At 61.9% G+C, this 16448-nt stretch carries 12 protein-coding genes; 8 read left to right on the forward strand and 4 right to left on the reverse strand.

The features are described from left to right. The first annotated feature begins 4 nt into the window (after nt 1–4). Genes HNO79_RS11235 through HNO79_RS11250 form a run of 4 tightly spaced genes read left to right on the forward strand, consistent with a single transcriptional unit; the run spans nt 5 to nt 6066 of the window. The gene (locus HNO79_RS11235; protein WP_214165280.1) at nt 5–3985 is read left to right on the forward strand and encodes a bifunctional nitrate reductase/sulfite reductase flavoprotein subunit alpha; all 3981 of its coding nucleotides are present in this window, start codon (nt 5–7) and stop codon (nt 3983–3985) included. Beyond that, the gene (locus HNO79_RS11240) at nt 3985–4596 is read left to right on the forward strand and encodes an ANTAR domain-containing response regulator (RefSeq protein WP_048856609.1); all 612 of its coding nucleotides are present in this window, start codon (nt 3985–3987) and stop codon (nt 4594–4596) included. The genes HNO79_RS11235 and HNO79_RS11240 overlap by 1 nt, the downstream gene beginning before the upstream one ends. Next, the gene (locus HNO79_RS11245; RefSeq protein WP_214165279.1) at nt 4593–5588 is read left to right on the forward strand and encodes an ABC transporter substrate-binding protein; all 996 of its coding nucleotides are present in this window, start codon (nt 4593–4595) and stop codon (nt 5586–5588) included. The genes HNO79_RS11240 and HNO79_RS11245 overlap by 4 nt, the downstream gene beginning before the upstream one ends. A 22-nt stretch (nt 5589–5610) precedes the next feature. Beyond that, nucleotides 5611–6066 carry a nitrate reductase associated protein gene (locus tag HNO79_RS11250; RefSeq protein ID WP_214165278.1) on the forward strand — a complete coding sequence of 152 codons (456 nt, stop codon included), beginning with the start codon at nt 5611–5613 and terminating at the stop codon, nt 6064–6066. A 201-nt stretch (nt 6067–6267) separates the two neighbouring features. Here HNO79_RS11250 and HNO79_RS11255 read toward each other — a convergent pair whose 3' ends face one another. From HNO79_RS11255 to HNO79_RS11265, 3 genes are read right to left on the reverse strand one after another with little or no spacing between them, the layout of a single operon-like run. Beyond that, the gene (locus HNO79_RS11255) at nt 6268–7050 is read right to left on the reverse strand and encodes an ABC transporter ATP-binding protein (protein WP_214165277.1); all 783 of its coding nucleotides are present in this window, start codon (nt 7048–7050) and stop codon (nt 6268–6270) included. Further along, on the reverse strand, nt 7050–8441 hold the full coding sequence (locus HNO79_RS11260) for an amidohydrolase family protein (protein WP_214165276.1): 1392 nt from the start codon (nt 8439–8441) through the stop codon (nt 7050–7052). Before HNO79_RS11260 ends, HNO79_RS11255 begins: the two co-directional genes overlap by 1 nt. 1 nt (nt 8442) lies before the next feature. Beyond that, nucleotides 8443–9465, reverse strand: coding sequence for an ABC transporter substrate-binding protein (locus HNO79_RS11265; RefSeq protein ID WP_214165275.1), 1023 nt, complete (start codon nt 9463–9465; stop codon nt 8443–8445). 358 nt (nt 9466–9823) lie between these two features. Here HNO79_RS11265 and HNO79_RS11270 point away from each other — a divergent pair, with 358 nt between their 5' ends. The 4 genes from HNO79_RS11270 to HNO79_RS11285 all read left to right on the forward strand — a co-directional run bounded on the left by HNO79_RS11270 (nt 9824) and on the right by HNO79_RS11285 (nt 13374). Further along, complete coding sequence (locus HNO79_RS11270) at nt 9824–10579, forward strand: ABC transporter permease (protein ID WP_214165274.1); 756 nt, start codon at nt 9824–9826, stop codon at nt 10577–10579. Next, nucleotides 10576–11313, forward strand: coding sequence for an ABC transporter permease (locus HNO79_RS11275; protein ID WP_214165273.1), 738 nt, complete (start codon nt 10576–10578; stop codon nt 11311–11313). Before HNO79_RS11270 ends, HNO79_RS11275 begins: the two co-directional genes overlap by 4 nt. Nucleotides 11314–11328: 15 nt before the next feature. Then, nucleotides 11329–12207 (forward strand): SMP-30/gluconolactonase/LRE family protein, encoded by an 879-nt coding sequence (locus HNO79_RS11280; RefSeq protein WP_214165302.1) that lies wholly within the window; start codon nt 11329–11331, stop codon nt 12205–12207. Nucleotides 12208–12444: 237 nt separating this feature from the next. Beyond that, on the forward strand, nt 12445–13374 hold the full coding sequence (locus HNO79_RS11285; RefSeq protein ID WP_010515330.1) for a MurR/RpiR family transcriptional regulator: 930 nt from the start codon (nt 12445–12447) through the stop codon (nt 13372–13374). A gap of 332 nt (nt 13375–13706) precedes the next feature. Here the strand turns inward: HNO79_RS11285 and HNO79_RS11290 are convergent, their stop codons facing one another. After that, nucleotides 13707–16229 carry a TonB-dependent receptor gene (locus tag HNO79_RS11290; protein WP_048856600.1) on the reverse strand — a complete coding sequence of 841 codons (2523 nt, stop codon included), beginning with the start codon at nt 16227–16229 and terminating at the stop codon, nt 13707–13709. Nucleotides 16230–16448: the final 219 nt, after the last annotated feature.

Genomic DNA, 16448 nt, shown 5'->3' on the forward strand with positions numbered 1-16448 from the left:
TCCCATGGCGCGGAAGGACATCCGCACGGTCTGCCCCTATTGTGGGGTGGGCTGTGGGGTCATACTGGAGGTGGAAAACGGCCGCATTGCAAAGGTGCGGGGTGACGGCGCGCACCCCGCGAATGGCGGCCGCCTGTGCACCAAGGGCAGTTCGTGCGACCGGCCGCTCCTGTCCGACCAGCGCCTGCGCCATGCCGCCATCCGCCCCCGGCGCGGGGAACAGGCCGCACCTGCGGGCGTGCAGCAGGCCATCGACGCCACGGCGGCACGGCTGCGCGCCATCCTTGACGAACATGGACCCGACGCCATCGCCTTTTACGTATCGGGGCAGATGTCACTGGAAGCACAGTACCTGATCAACAAGCTGGCCAAGGGGTTTGTCCGCACCCAGCATATTGAATCCAATTCCCGCCTTTGCATGGCGGCCGCAGGCACCGGCTACAAGCTGTCCCTTGGCGCCGACGCCCCGCCGGGCAGTTATGAGGATTTCGACTGCACCAGCCTGTTTTTCGTCATTGGCGCCAACATGGCCGACTGTCACCCGATCCTGTTCCTGCGGCTGATGGACCGCAGGCGGGCAGGTGCGCGGCTGATCGTGGTCGACCCGCGCCGGACGGCCACGGCGGAAAAGGCCGATCTGTACCTGCCGATCCGCCCCGGCACGGATCTGGCGCTGCTTAACGGCCTGCTCCATCTTCTGGTCAAAAACGACGCGATCGACAGGGACTTCATCGCCCGGACCACGACGGGGTGGGAGGCGATGGAACCCTTTCTGGATGAATACGCCCCCCGGACCGTGGCCGAAATCACCGGCCTGCCGGTTGAGGACATCCTGACCGCCGCGCGCTGGATCGCGGAGGCCGGGGAGTGGATGAGCCTGTGGACCATGGGCCTGAACCAGAGCGTCACCGGCACATGGAATACCAACGCGCTATGCAATCTGCACCTTGCCACCGGCGCGATCTGCCGCCCCGGCAGCGGGCCGTTTTCACTGACCGGGCAACCCAATGCCATGGGCGGGCGCGAAATGGGCTACATGGGGCCGGGCCTGCCGGGACAGCGCAGCGCACTGGTGGCAGCGGACCGCGCCTTTACGGAAGAACAGTGGTCGCTGCCCCCCGGCACCCTGCGCGACACCGGGGGCAATGGCGTAATTGCCATGTTCGAGGCGATGGAGCGCGGTGCCATCCGGGCATGCTGGGTCATCTGCACCAATCCCGTCGCCACGGTTGCCAATCGCCGCCATGTGGTCCGGGCACTGGAGGCAGCAGACTGCGTGATCGTGCAGGACGCGTTCGCGGATGGCGAGACGACGCGCTTTGCCGATATCGTGCTGCCCGCCGCCCTGTGGGCCGAGGGGGACGGCGTGCAGGTCAATTCCGACCGTACCATGACCCTTGCACGCAGGGCAGTACCGCCACCGGGCGAAGCGCTGCCGGACTGGGACATCATTGCCCGCGTGGCGCGGGCAATGGGGTTTGCGCAGGATTTCGCCTTCACCTCCGCCGCCGAAGTGTTTGCCGAGGCCAGCCGGTTCAGCAACCCGAAAACCGGCTATGACATTGCAGGCGTCAGCCATGCGCGCCTGCGCAACGGGCCGGTGCAGTGGCCTGCGCCCGCAGGCGACACGCAGGCCCGGCACCCGATCCGTTACCTGTCCCCCGACGGGACCGGACCCGTCTTCGCCACGCCGGACGGGAAGGGGGTCTTTTTCGCCCGGCCGTGGATGCGACCGGATGAATGGCCGGATGAGGAATTTCCCTTCGTGCTGAACAGTGGCCGACTGCAGCACCAGTGGCATACGCTGACCAAGACCGGGCGCGTGGACAGCCTGAACCGCCTGAACCCCGGCCCCTTTGTGGAAATCGCCCCGCCTGATGCCCATGCGCTTGGCCTGACGCAGGATGATCGCGTAAGGATCACGTCACGGCGGGGGCAGATCGCCCTGCCGGTCCGGATCTCCGCGCGGGTACGGCCCGGCACCTGCTTTGCCCCGTTCCACTGGAATGACCGTTTCGGCCCGGACCTGACGGTCAATTCCGTCACGCCGGACGGCGTTGACCCGATTTCGCTGCAACCCGGCTTCAAGCTCTGCGCGGTGGCGCTGGAACGTGTGCAACAGGCCGCGGGCCCGGCCACCGACGATGTGGAACCAGTCAGGAAAGGAGAGTCCGCCATGACGCTGCGCGCCCTTACCAGCCATCTCGGTCTGGAGCGGCCGGACCAGTCCGTTGCCGCAATCCTGACCGAGGAGGGACGGGCATGGCTGTCCGGGTTCCTCGACGGGCTGGAGATGGCCCCGCCGGGCACAGGGGAGGTACCCGTTCTGCCCGCATCGGCGCCCCTGCCGGCACAGGCGCGCACGCGGATCAGCGGTATCCTTGCGGGTCTGTACAGCCGCATGCAGCCAGGTGACGGGACCGTACAGGCACCTGCGGCCACCCCGCCGGGTATCAGCGTATGGTGGGCATCCCAGACCGGGCGCGCGGAAGGTCTGGCCGCCACGATCGTTGGCTGGCTGCGCGAGGCCGGCCACACGGCAGAGGGAAAATGCCTTGATGCATTCGATGCGGACACCACGCCTGCAGGTCCGGCGCTGTTCGTTGTGTCCACCTTCGGGGACGGGGACCCACCAGACTGCGCCGCTCCGTTCTGGGACATGTTGCGCGAACGCCACGCCCCCATGCCCGATCTGACATTCGCCGTGCTGGCGCTGGGGGATTCCTCATATGCCAGCTTCTGCGGCTTCGGACGGGCGCTGGACGGACGCCTGCGGGAACTGGGGGCGACGCCATTCGTGGACCGCGTGGACTGCGAACCTGATTTCGAGGAAACGGTCGAGGCATGGCGGGCAACCATGCTCACGGCCCTTGCGCGGGCAGGAACCGGTGGGCAGGCTACCGTGCCCGCCACACCCGCGCTGGCAGACGCGCCATCCCCCCCGGTTTCCGGCACGCGGGAAGCCCCCGTCATGGCCCGTCTGTCCATCAACGAACGCCTGTGCGCCGCAGGCTGCGACAGGGACACGCGGCGCATCGGCCTGGATGTCAGCGGAACGGAACTGAACTGGGTTCCGGGGGACGCACTGGGCATATGGCCCAGCAACCCGGCGGCCCATGTGGAAGCCGCCCTGCGCGCGCTGCGCCTGCCGGACGATACGCCCGTCGTACTGCGCGGCTGCGGAACGGTGGGACTGCACGAAGCCCTCACGCGCCATTTTGACCTGAGCCGCCCCAACGCGGCCATGCTGGCAACACTGGGTGGCCGTGCGCCGGGTTTCCTGCCCCACCTGCTGAAAGACGCGTCCCTTCCGGTCACGGCGCAGGACGTACCAAGCCTGTTCCGGCGCATGCAGCCGCGGCTGTACTCGATTGCGTCCTCGCCACAGGCATCCGGGCGGGTGGTGGAACTGACGATGGGGGTCAGCCATACGCCATGGCCGGGCGTATGCTCGAACTGGCTGACGGGGCTGGATGACGGGGCGGACGTGCCGGTTTTCATCCAGCCCACCACACATTTCCGGCTGCCGGCGGATGATGCCGCCGCCATGATCATGATCGGCCCCGGCACCGGCATCGCGCCATTCCGGGGGTTCCTGCAGGAACGTGCGGCACGGCAGTCTCCGGGCCGAAACTGGCTGTTCTTCGGGGAACGCCACGCGGCGGAAGGCTTCTACTATCGTGACGAACTGGACGCCTTCCTGTCGTGCGGGGTGCTGACGCGCCTCGATACCGCCTTTTCACGCGATCAGCCCGAGCGCGTGTACGTGCAGGACCGGATGGAGGCCGCAGGCGACGCACTATGGGACTGGCTGCGGGACGGGGCCTATATCTATGTCTGCGGTGACGCGACCCGCATGGCGCGGGATGTTGATGCGGCGCTGCGCCGGATCGTGGCCCGTCACGGCGACCTGTCATCCGGCGATGCGGATGCATTCATAAGCAGCCTGACACGCGAAGGCCGCTATCTGCGTGATGTGTACTGATGCGTGAGGACATGTCACCCGGTACGCGCCTGCGGGTACTGGTCGCGGATGAAAATCCCCGCCGGGGCCATGCCCTGTCGGAGACGCTGCACGCCGATACGTCGCTGGATGTCCTGACCGTTCCCCCCGGTACGGCGCTGGTCGATGCGGTGCGGGCCTGTCGGCCCGATGTCGTGCTGGTCGACATGAACAGGGCCGACCGTGACGCGCTGGACAGCATTCGCGCCCTGTCCTGTTCAGCGCTGGAACGGCCGGTCGCCCTGTTCGTGGATGAGGACGATGTGGAACTGATGGAGACAGCCTTCGACACCGGCATATGTTCATACAACGTGCTGGAGGCGCTGCCCCGTGACGTGAAGCCGCTGCTGCGTGCCGCCATCGCGCTGTATGCCCGCTTCCGCCGCACGCGCGACGAACTGACCGAAGCGCAGCGTGTCCTTGCCGAACGCAGGATCATCGAACAGGCAAAGAGATGTTTCATGAAAAACGAAAAAACCAGCGAAGCGCAGGCCTATCGATGGCTCCAGCGCCGGGCCATGCAGACATCGCGTCGCATTGCGGCCGTCGCAGGGGAGTATCTGGCATCGCACAAAAGGGATGAGGCATCATGAACACACCGTTACGGATCGGCGTGCTGAAGCTGGCTGACAGCGCACCGGTGATCATGGGGCGACAGCAGGGCATTTTTGCCCGCCATGGTCTGGAGACCGAGATCGTCGTCTCCCCATCGTGGGCCAACATTGCCGATGGTCTGGCATGGAACAGGCTGGATGCCGCCGTCATTTTCGCGCCGCTGGCCATGATGACCGCTCTCGGGCGGCGCGGGCATGATACGGGGCTGCGCCCGCTGGGCCTGATCAGCCGGGGCGGCAACACGATCATGCTGCGCGGCGCGAACCCGGTGGAAGGGGCATGGAATGCCGGCCGTCAGGGGCGGCAGGCCTTTGACCGGTGGTCCACGGCCATCGGGCGGAAGCCGCGTATTGCCGTCGTGCATATGTATTCCACCCATCTCCTCATCCTCCGGCGTTTTCTGAAGATGATCGATGTCAGCATGGAGGATGAAATCGATCTGTCGGTCATGCCCCCGACCGACATGATCCATGCGCTTGCTGAAAACGCGATTGATGGCGGCTGTGTCGGTCCGCCATGGGGTACCGAGGCGGAACAGCTCGGGCTTGCCTTTCGCGTGGGCGGGTCAGCCACCGTCCTGCCCGGCCATGTTGAAAAGATCATTGTCGCATCGGGAAAGCTGCTGTCATGCAACGCGACGGCGCGGCGCATGTCGCATGCCCTGCGGGACGCGATTGCGTTCTGCCAGCAGCCGGCCCACCGCGCGGACATCGCGCGCGCGCTGGCGGCCCCCGTCGCGGATGGCGGGCTGACACTGCCGCTGGCGGCGACGGACGCCGTCCTGCCCGGTGGGGATGCCCGCGAATGCGTGACCTTCGCCGGGGGCAGCCTGCTTCCGTCCGACCTTGACTGGATCATAAGCGATATGACGGCGCTGGGATGGGTGGACAATGCCGAGCAGCAGATACTCATGCGCTGGATCGGTCCCATGCCCGCGGATCCCCCCCACGCCTGTGCGCGGTCACTGTGAACCGCGCGGGGAGAGGGAGGCCATGCTGTTCAAGTTCGAAATGGATTTTGCCCTGTCGTTACGCTGCGTTCCCATGATCGTGCGCATGAAGCTGGACCTGTGCGGGGTAAAACTCAGCCTGCGTCAGTGGAGCCGTTTCACGCCGCACGACAGGCAGGCACTGGTGGACCGTCCCGCCACCACGCCGCCGGAACAGGTGGCGTACCGGTCCTTCCTCCTGCACCTGATCAGGGCCCGGTCAGGGGAAGAACCAAAACTGCTTCCACCTGCCCGGACCGAAGCATGGCAACTGGCTGCTGGCGTGCCCGATGCGATCAGGCTGAAAGCACAATCCAGCGGGTTGCGGCCCCCCACACCCGAACAGTGGAAGCACCTGTCCTGCCTGCAGCGCTTTGCGCTGGTCAAACTGACACGGCCGGGCCATGAAAACCGGAATTTCGGACCCGCCTTACGGGAATTTCTTGATACGGATGCATGACGAATGCCGCCCGTTTCAAACAGGCGGCATTTTCCAGAAAACCGTCTGAAAAGTCGGCTTATGAAACATCCCGTAAATCTGCTGGATGTTTCTGGTGGAGCCTGCTTCAGGAAAACCCGAAAAACGTCGCCTTTCTGAAAAATGGCGACACCCGGAAACGTTCCATTTTCCTGAAAACCAGCCCGTCACGCCAGAAGCTGGTCATGCCTGTTCATCAAAACCATCGGCAAGCATGTTCGTCAGCGTATCCGCCATGGAATGAAACTGCTCCGTGCGCATGATCGCGGCATCGCGCGGGCGGGGGAAGGGGACGTCAACCTCATGGGCGATGCGACCGGGGCGGGGCCTGAGCACAATGATGCGATCCGCAAGGAACAGGGCCTCGGCGACATCGTGCGTGATCAGCAGGGTGGTGATCTGCTGCGCACTCCACAGCCGCATGAGTTCAAGGTTCATGCTGCGGCGCGTGACCGCATCCAGCGCACCAAAGGGTTCATCCAGCAACAGGACCTCTGGCGAAAGCACAAGCGCACGCGCAATGGCCGCACGCTGGCGCATGCCACCGGAAAGCTGGCTGGGTCGCGCATGGGCGAAATCCGCCAGCCCGACCCGCCGGATCAGGTCGTCCACCCGCGCCTGATCGACCGGATACCCGGCCAGGCGGAAGGGCAGGCTGATATTCGCCGCGATCGACAGCCATGGCAGCAGCGCCGCATCCTGAAAGGCGACACCAAGACGATGGGCGCGCGACAGTTCGGCGGGTGCCACACCTTCAACCCGGATCTGGCCCGCGCTGGGCGTGGCCAGTGCCGCGATCAGGCGCAGGATCGTGCTTTTCCCGCAACCGCTCGGCCCCAGCAGCGCGACGAATTCACCCTCCCTGATGGCAAGGGAAATATCGTCCAGCGCCAGAATGTTCCGACCGTCATTCAGCTGGAACGTCTTGGAAACGTGGCTCAGCTCGATTGCCGGGACCCGCTGCATCAGCTCTGGACCATCGCGTCAAACCTTTCCATGATCCTTGCCCTGCGTTCATTCACCCTTGCGCGCAGGGCCTCGATATCGATGTTGAGCAGCATGCGGTCACGCATCACCACGGCGCCTTCGATAATCACATCGCGCACATCCCGCCCGACCACGCAATGCGCTGCAAGGAAAAGCGGGTCCATCGACCCCATGTGATCAAGGTCGGATGTATCCACCAGGATCAGGTCCGCGCGGCGCCCGGCTTCCAGACAGCCCAGTTCGTCCCCCATTCCCACGGCGCGCGCGCCGCCACGTGTCGCAATCTTGAGCAGTTCCTCCCCGGACATGGGAACACGCTGGTGATAGGCATGGCCAATGGCCGCGGCCTGACCGACCCGCGCGGCATGGGCGACCTGAAAGAGGTCGAGCGTAAAGGACGAGGCCGCGCCATCGGTCCCCATCCCGATATCTACCCCGCGCCGCCACATTTCCTGCAGGCGGGGCACGCCGATCCCGTAATTGCCAAAGGCACAGTGGCAGGCGGACATCCGGTGCGTGGCGTACAGATCGACTTCCTCGGCGGACAGGATGACCGAATGGGCGCAGTGCAGGTGTGGCCCAAGTGCGCCAAGGTCGTTCAGGTATTCGGTGGGCCGCTTGCCGTGCTGTTCCAGCGCGTAATCCACTTCATACGTGCCTTCGGCCAGATGGGTGTGGATCTTCACGCCGTGGGCACGCGCCGCGTCCGCCATGCCCGCAATCAGCGTGGGACTGCACACGATGATCTGGCGCAGCGACATCCAGGCCCTGACGCGGGGGTGATCGCGCCACAGTTCAACCAGGGCGATGTTCCTGGCCAGCGCCTCGTCCGTCGTCATCATCATCGACGGCGGCATGTCCCTTCCTGCGAAACTGGTATTCAGGTCCGATGTCGTCAGGGCGACAAAACCGCGAATGCCGGTTTCAACCGCCGCCCGGGCCATTTCATCTGGGTGGGGGCCACCAGCTTCGGCAAAGCAGGTCGTGCCGCACATGATCATGTTGGCATAGGCCAGCAGGCCGCTCAGATAGATGTCTTCGGGATCGAGAAGGGCCTCGAACGGGACATAATAGTTTTTCCATGGCGGGTTGCGCAGCGGGCCGAGACGGCTCATTTCAGCCAGTTTGCCGCGCAACAGCTGCTGCGCGGTATGGACATGCGCGTCGATCATGCCGGGCATGGCGATCCGGCCCCGTCCGTCGATTACAGTCGTGGCGGCAATGTCGCCAATATCGGCACGAGGGCCCACATGCACCAGCCGGCCGTCGCTTATGACAATCACGCCATCGCGGATGACGTCCCCGGCATCGTTCATTGTTACGATATCGCATCCATGAATGACGATATCCGCCTGAGAGGGAAGCGCCATGTCAAATTCCTTTAAAAGCTTCGGGAACAACCGTGAAATCGGCAATCCGGTCGATATCGGGCAGGGCGGTGCGCCCCGCCGCGCGGGCAGCGGCATACATCGGCCCGGCCATCATGTCCCGGTCGAGAGAGAGTAGCGGGCGCGACGGCATCCCGCGGTAATGGGTGAAGGGGATCTGGCTTCTGTTCTGCAGGATCTGCTGGTCAAGGTCGAAACCGTAATCCTCACCATATTTTTCAACCACCAGACGGGCGGCGACCGCGGGATCGGTTTCGTTGAAGGTCCACCCCTGTATCAGCCCGCGCAGGAAGGCCACGACCCGGGGCCGGTTCTGCGCAAGGTAGGCGCGGGTCGTCACCAGAAGGGCGGCAGGGGTGACAAATCCCAGATCGGCGAAATTCGTGAAAATGAAGTCCCGGTCCTGTTTCAGGCCCATCATTTCAAGCGTAAGCTTCTGGTTGGTATCGAACCCCACGAACGCGTCACCCTGCCCATCAAGCAGGGGATCGGGGGAAAAACCGGCGGGGACGAAGGTCCATTTCTGGGGCAGGCCCGCAATGGCGAGTACGGCATTGATTGACGTCGTCTCGTTAATACCCTGCGCAAGGATGCGCAGGCCAAGCAGGTCGCGCGGCACGCGCACAGGATGGGCGGGCAGTGAAATGACCCCGAGCGGATTACGGGGCATTTCGGTGCCGAGGATCACAAGGTCGTTGCCACGTGCGACCGCATCCAGAAACGGCAGCCATGACATGTAGGACAGGTCGGCCCGTCCCGCCGCCAGCATGACGGCCGGGTCCGGCGCGTTGGGACCGCCGGCCGTCCATGTGACGTCCAGCCCCTGGTTACGGAAAAACCCGTGATCAAGGGCGATCCATTCGCCTGCGTACTGGACATTGGCGATCCAGCCGAGCTTCAGCCTGACAACCGGCAGGGATGGGGTTTCGGCCGCCCGTATGGAACCGGGCGCCACAGCACGGCACAGGACAAGGCTGGCGAGGAACGATCTTCGATGCCACTTCATGCCATGATCCCCGCCTGCTGTTCCGGCCTGCGCCGAAACCTGTCACGCAATTTTTGCCTGATGAAAAAATGTTACTTTATTTTCGAAATAACCGTCAACGTGTAAATTATATTACTGACATGACGGGGGCAGGCCGCTATCATCGTTTCTGTAAAGTTACGATTCCAATGCAGGCCACGCCATGCATTGCCACGTTTTCCCGCCGACTGTTCATATCCTGAGGGGGAGGGTGCGACATGCCCGTCCGGTATTCACGGAAGCGTAGCACGGCAACACAACACAGGGGTGATGGCACAGGCCACACGATCCTGCGATCCCGACACGGGCACGCCCCGATACATCGCCACGGTGCGACAGCATGAAATACGTCACCCGCTTCCGTGCAGCCATCACTGCGACCGTGGGGTTCGCCATTGTTCTGGTCCTGTGGCAGGTCATCGGGAGCACAAAGCTGCTTGGCCCGACCTTCCCGCCACTGAGCAGTGTCATCGCCAGCCTTACGGTGCCATACCGGCGGCATCTTTATATCCGTGCAAGTCTGGCAACGCTTTCAACAGCGGCATGGGGATATGGCATCGGGCAGGCTGGGGGGCTTGCAACTGCGCTGCTCGGGCATCTCCTGCCTTTTTGTCGGGCCGGGCTGGACCGGCTGGCAAGCGTTATCCATGCGATACCCATGATCGCACTGGGGCCGCTGTTCATGGCCGTGCTGTCCCCTGCGTGGGCCGGGACGGCCATCGCCGCAATCGGGGTCTTTTTCGTCTCCTACATCGCCGGCTGTACTGCAATTGAGTCGGCCGCGCCAACGCATAGGGATCTGTTCCAGATATTCGGCGCATCCCCCCTGCGCAGGCTGTGGCTGCTTGATGTCCCGTCCGCCCTGCCGGCACTGGTGACCGGATTGCGGCAGGCGGTGCCGGTGGCTTTTCTGGGTACCATACTGGGCGAATGGTTCGGCTCCGCCCATGGTCTTGGGCTGCTGATCCTCAGCGCAATGGAAAACTTCCAGATCGCCCTGCTGTGGAGCACGGTCATCCTGTGCTGCGGGCTGTCGCTCGTCATTTTTGTCCTGCTTGGCTATGTCGAGCGTATCGTGGGGCGGCATTACCGATGAAACGTTTCCTTGCGTGCTGGTGGGGCCCCTGCCTGCTACTGCTGGCCTGGCAGGTCGGGGTGCAGGCCAGCGGGGTCAACCAGATCGTCATGCCGCACCCCATGGCCGTCATCATGGATATAGCATCCAACCCGCTGGTTTATGGCCGCGCCGCAGCAAGGACGCTGCTGGTCGCCGTTCCGGGCCTTACGGCGGGACTGGCGATGGGGGGCATGCTGGCGCTGCTGTGCCAGTTTTCCGCGGTAATGGAATATCTGCTGACGCCGCTTGCAATGATGCTGTCCTCCATCCCGGTTGTCGCGATCATTCCCGTTCTGTCGCGCCTGTTCGGTTACCACATGACAACGCTGGTCGTTATCGTGGCCATCATCTGTTTTCTGCCAGCCTTCGTATATATGCACGCGGGGTTACGGTCGGTCCCGGCGGGCAGCCTGGATGTCTTCAGCGTGTTCGGGGCCAGCGCACGGATGCGGCTGCTGCTGCTTCGGCTGCCAGCATCCGTGCCATCCTGTATGACAGCCCTGCGCATTGCCGCACCGACCGCGATCCTGGCAAGCCTGACTGCCGAATACCTCATGCAGACAGGGGGGCTGGGCGCGCTGTTCCGCATTACAACGGCCGAATTCCGGTCCGAACGCGCCTTCGGGTGCAGTCTTGTGGCAATGGTGCTGTCGGTCTGCTGTTTCTTTGTGGCCCTGCATGCCGAACGGGCCGTAACCCGGCGCTGGCAATAGGTAAGGGGGGACGTGATGCACATCGCGGTTGTGGCTGACCTGAAAACAACGCTGGGCGAAAATCCGTTATGGGATGCCGGGACACAGCGCATCTTCTGGGTGGACAGCCTGGGCAGGCGCCTGTTCCGCGCGACGGCCGATGGACATGAAATCCGGGCATGGGATTTTCCCGCCAGCATCGGTTCAATGGCGTTACGCCATGGGGGCGGAGCGGTTGTCGCATTGCGCACGGGGATCTTCATGCTGGATTTCCACACCGGCGCCCTGACCCGTGTGGTGGACCCCGGACATGATCGGGCGCACCTGACGCTGAATGACGGCAAGGTTGACCGGCAGGGCCGGTTTATCTTCGGCTCCATGGTTGTCGATGCGGCGGAAAACCGTTTTGCCGAACTGTACCGCCTTGATGCCGACCTGTCATTACACCGGCTGCGCGGTAGGATTGGTGTCAGTAATGGACCATGCTGGAGCCCGGATGGACGCCGTTTCTATTTCTCCGACAGTCATTCAAACGAAATGATGGTTTACGATTACGACACGACCGAAGGCACCCTGTCGCGCGGGCGGCCCTTCGCCTCCCTGCCGCATGACGGAACAGGCAGGCTTGATGGCGCCTGCGTCGATGCCGAAGGCTGTGTCTGGAGCGCGCATTGTGGTGCGGGACAGATCGTGCGCTACCGGCCCGACGGCAACATTGACCGGGTCATCCAGATACCGGTGAGACGTGTGACCAGCGTTGCCTTTGGCGGGGCCGGACTGGACATCCTGTTCGTCACATCCATGGCGCATGGCCTGCAACCCGCCACGGTGGCCGATCACCCCCTGCGGGGCGCCCTGTTTGCCGTGCACGGCCTTGGCGTGACAGGCATGGTCGAACCACGCTTTGCCGGTTAAGCCTGTTTTCCTACGGTCCTGCACGTCGCGCGGAAAACGAAAAAAAGCGACTGCAACGCGAAAACCGGGTTTTGTAAGGAGGGAGAGTTGCCACGACGCACAATGCGCTGCAGAAAACATCCCCCAGGCGCGTATTCACCGTCCTTATGCGTCCGCCCTGCCTGCCATGTCCCATCCGCTGCGAAAGGGGATGGGGCCGGATGAAATGATGATCAGGCCAAGTCAGGATACTGCCGAATGCAGCCACCCACATCCCTGCCACCACACAGCCCCATGGCGGAACGGATTGCCCGCGTCTATCCGGATCTTACGCAGGCGCTCAGGGATCTTGCCGATTTCGTGGTGGATGAGCCCATCAACGCCGCACGGCTGAGCATTCATGACATTGCAGCCCATGTCGGTGTTTCGACCGCAACCGCCAACCGGCTGGCGCGTGCGCTGGGATTTTCCGGCTATGCGGCATTCCGGGCGGAACTGATCCGCAGTTTTGAATCCGCTTTCGTGCCGGTTGACCGCCTGATCAGGAACCTGGACGGACGGTCGAACGCGCTGGAAGTCATGGCCGCCTCCCTGCAGGAGGACGTGCGCAATATTGAGGCAACAATGCGCGGACTATCCGCAGAGGGCTGCAGCAATGCCGTCCAGGCCATCCTCACGGCACGGCGCATTTATGTGGTTGGCATGGAAAATGGCAGTCATCTTGCAGCCATGCTGTCCAACGGCCTTGATATCTACCGTGACAATATTGATTCCGTTGGCATTACAGGCGGTGGGGTCAGCGCCGCACGCAGGGTGCGCCGATATGGCAGCAAGGACCTGGTCATTGCGGTGGCCTTCCCGCGTTATATGGCTGACACGATCACGGTGGCACGGGATGCCCGGGCACAGGGCGCGCGTGTCATGGCGATTACCGACAGCCCGGCTTCACCACTGGCGGCCCTGACCGATCTTGTCCTGTATGTCACGGCAGAGCGTCAGTTTGCCGCCAATTCGGATGCAAGCGTTCTGGCGATGATGGAAGCACTTTGCGCGGCGGTTGCCCACAGCACGCGCGGCGCGGCAGATTCCGCCAACAAGTATACACGCACGATCCTGCGTTGGCTCGATATGGAATCACGCCCCGGCAACCCCGGCGGGCCCAAGCGGGCGACCGCACCACGGAAATAAGTAAAAGATTAATTCAGAATACAATATTCATATTTCATGGATACTGCTTTTTGAAAAAGCAGCCTGTCTGAAGCTTTCTGAAAACAGCTTCACCAAAAACTTTCCATATGGTTTTCAGGACATGTCACAGGCAGAGGGTCGGGAAGAGGCTACCTGTGAATCTGGTGAAGTCAAAAATGTAAACGACTGCCCATTTCCTGTTGTCGTTTCTGCATGTCCTGTGCCTGGAAACCACATCTTCCTGATCCAGGCACATAAATATCAAACGCGCCAACCATATTCTTTTGTCGAAAGGAAAGCCTGATCCCGTTCAGGCTTTCCGTCCACTGGCTTCAGAAACCTGTCGAGACCGTTACCATCGCGGCAAATGTACTGGCGACGTAATAGGCTGGCGAGTTCTGCGCGACTGTCTGACCATTGGCGGCCGTCGTCTGATAGGCGTTGGTAGTTACGGCTTCCACGCCTGACAGATAATGGAAGTCACCAAGGTTGTAGATGTTCAGCTGGATCTGGGGATGCTTGAGATACCAGACGTTTTTCAGACGATACCCAAGGGTCAGGTCAAGCTGGCCATGGGCGGGCAAGGCCTCGGTATTCATTTCGTCGGCCCACTGTTTTCCAGTCCAGTGGTAACGCAGGCTGCCGAAGATATGGCCATCATCATAGTTCAGTGCCGCGTTGACCATCCATTCGGGGGCCAGAACCGATGTTTTACCCTTCGTATGAATTGTCGATATGGCGCCGTTTTCGGTTACCGCCGTCACATCATTATCTTCTGACGCATGCAGGTAGGATGCTGAAACGTAAGGCGAGAAGTGATGCCATGGGCGCGTGCTGAATTCCATGTCCGCGCCGCGCAGCGTATTGCCGCCACCGTTCAGGGTGGTCTGGTAGGCAACGGTATTCGAACCGCTACCCATATTGATCACCGAGTTGAGGTTACGGTTCGTGATATTGATATTATACAGCGATACGGCAAAATTCAGCAGAGACCCGTAGTGGCGGAAGCCCAGTTCTTCCGTAATGGCGTATTCGTTCTTGGTGTTATACCCGCCCGGATAACCCGTGCCATCCCACGGGTTGTTATAGAACCCCGTGAAGTAGGTGGACGCCGACGGCATCTTGAAGTTTGTCGTGCCGGAAATATAGACCTGATCATGCTGGTTGATCTTGTAGCTGGCCGATACGCGCGGTTCCGGAACAGCGGTATTCATGCCGACGCGATAGGGGAAGTCGGAGCTTGATCCCGCGCCGGGCAGGTTGTTGGTGCCGCCACGGTTGACAATGACTTCACGGAAACCGGCACTCAGTTTCAGCCTGTCATGAAGATACGATGCCGAATCACCGAAGTAGATGCCGTTTGTCTGCGTGATCAGGTGGTAGTTCACCCCATACAGGATGTTCCCGCCCGATGTGCGCAGCTTGCCGCTGCCCCACACGCTGTTGGGCGATCCGTCCGTTCCGTACTGGGAATAGGTCTCGCTTTCATAGTCATCGTTATAATCATACCACCAGCCAAGGGTCAGCTTGTTGTGGCGATCGGCCTTGAAATCCACCGATGCATTGATGCCGGGGTGGAATTCGATTTCCGTATAATAAGCCTGTCCATTGAAATAGCCGTCAGACGTCTGGCCCGGATAGGGAAGGGCGATGGACTGCCCGGGATAGGCCTGCGACACGGTTTCCGACCCGGTATAGAAGGTGGATGCCGTCCCGGGGAAGGACGAACCATAGCCGCCGCCACCCGCACCATAATAGAAGTACGGCGATACATGCAGCTTCCAGCGATCCGACAGCTTGAAATGCATGGGCATGACAAGGATCAGGTTGCTCCATCCACCTTCCGAGCTTTTCCAGTAGGAAGATGGGTCGGATTTGTCACCTGTATACTCGCTCAGGCCCTTGATGCCCCCCTGTTGCCAATCTGCCATGCTGGGGTTGGTATAGCCGGGCGTGTTGTTTTCGTTATATGCCTCGACAAAACTGACCGAGTTTCCGTCACCCCATTCCTTGACGAATTTGGAATCGATATGACGGCGCTGGCCCGACCCGTAACCACGCCACACATCCCATGTCGCGTTGGAATAGGAAATATAGCCACGCAGGCCGGTATTGCCGATGTCACCTGTTTCCAGGCGGATGAATTCACGGTTCGTGCGATGCGATCCATATGAATAATCAACCAGGCCACCATAATGGTGGGAGGGGTTGATTGTCTTCACGTTCATCGTGCCGGCCGTGGCGTTTGCCAGCGGCGCATTGATGTCCGACTGCCCCTGCGACAGCTGCACTTCCTGATAGTTTTCGGTATCGCCCCATTCCGTTGTATACGGGGTATAGGTGTCAACGTCCGCGATCGGCGCGCCTTCATACAGGTACCCGATTTCAGACTGCTGCATGCCACGGACATTGATCGATGTGGCATCGGACAGCCCGAACGGATCGGACGATGCGATATTGGCACCCGGTGCAAACTGCAGCATCTGTGCCGCGGATGTGGCGGGCGCCAGCTTCGAAATGAAATCACGGCTGACCGTGGTCTGGGACTTGGCCTCGGTCTCACGGTGCATCAGGCCGCCGCCCATCGCCCGGCCGGTCACGCCGTCGGCGCTGACGCCGCTGCTGGTGACACGGATATGTTCCGCAGCAGGCGCAGCCTGAACGCCGTTGACGGGTGTCGCGTCAGTGGCCGGGTTTGCTTTCGCGGCAGGCGTTGACGCATGCGCACGACCAGTTGCGCGCGCATGCGAGGCCACGGTTGCCGTCTGGGCGCTGGAGGTTGCGCTCTCCGCTATTCCGACCGTGGACAGGGCGGTACTGGCCGCCAGAATTTTTGTAATACGCCAGCTGATCAATGGTTTTACCCTTCGCTGATAACGGCCACTTGATTATGATTTCGTAACATATCAGTCAGGTTCGGTTTGCCTAAGGTAAAAGTTGACCATCCGTACGACATTTTTGGGTATGATGCATTTATACAACATGTTTTGTATACAACACGGCCCGGGCGCGGTCTGTTTGCGCCCCGGGATCCATGCTAAATGCATCATGCGATACGAACCCGACAGAAAAGT

It is taken from the genome of Komagataeibacter oboediens (assembly GCF_018491655.1).
GTDB lineage: Bacteria > Pseudomonadota > Alphaproteobacteria > Acetobacterales > Acetobacteraceae > Komagataeibacter > Komagataeibacter oboediens.

Coding starts and splice junctions, on each gene's coding strand:
- HNO79_RS11235 (WP_214165280.1), top strand. CDS start 5: ATGGCGCGGAAGGACATCCGCACGGTCTGCCCCTATTGTGGGGTGGGC.
- HNO79_RS11240 (WP_048856609.1), top strand. CDS start 3,985: ATGCGTGAGGACATGTCACCCGGTACGCGCCTGCGGGTACTGGTCGCG.
- HNO79_RS11245 (WP_214165279.1), top strand. CDS start 4,593: ATGAACACACCGTTACGGATCGGCGTGCTGAAGCTGGCTGACAGCGCA.
- HNO79_RS11250 (WP_214165278.1), top strand. CDS start 5,611: ATGCTGTTCAAGTTCGAAATGGATTTTGCCCTGTCGTTACGCTGCGTT.
- HNO79_RS11255 (WP_214165277.1), bottom strand. CDS start 7,050: ATGCAGCGGGTCCCGGCAATCGAGCTGAGCCACGTTTCCAAGACGTTC.
- HNO79_RS11260 (WP_214165276.1), bottom strand. CDS start 8,441: ATGGCGCTTCCCTCTCAGGCGGATATCGTCATTCATGGATGCGATATC.
- HNO79_RS11265 (WP_214165275.1), bottom strand. CDS start 9,465: ATGAAGTGGCATCGAAGATCGTTCCTCGCCAGCCTTGTCCTGTGCCGT.
- HNO79_RS11270 (WP_214165274.1), top strand. CDS start 9,824: ATGAAATACGTCACCCGCTTCCGTGCAGCCATCACTGCGACCGTGGGG.
- HNO79_RS11275 (WP_214165273.1), top strand. CDS start 10,576: ATGAAACGTTTCCTTGCGTGCTGGTGGGGCCCCTGCCTGCTACTGCTG.
- HNO79_RS11280 (WP_214165302.1), top strand. CDS start 11,329: ATGCACATCGCGGTTGTGGCTGACCTGAAAACAACGCTGGGCGAAAAT.
- HNO79_RS11285 (WP_010515330.1), top strand. CDS start 12,445: ATGCAGCCACCCACATCCCTGCCACCACACAGCCCCATGGCGGAACGG.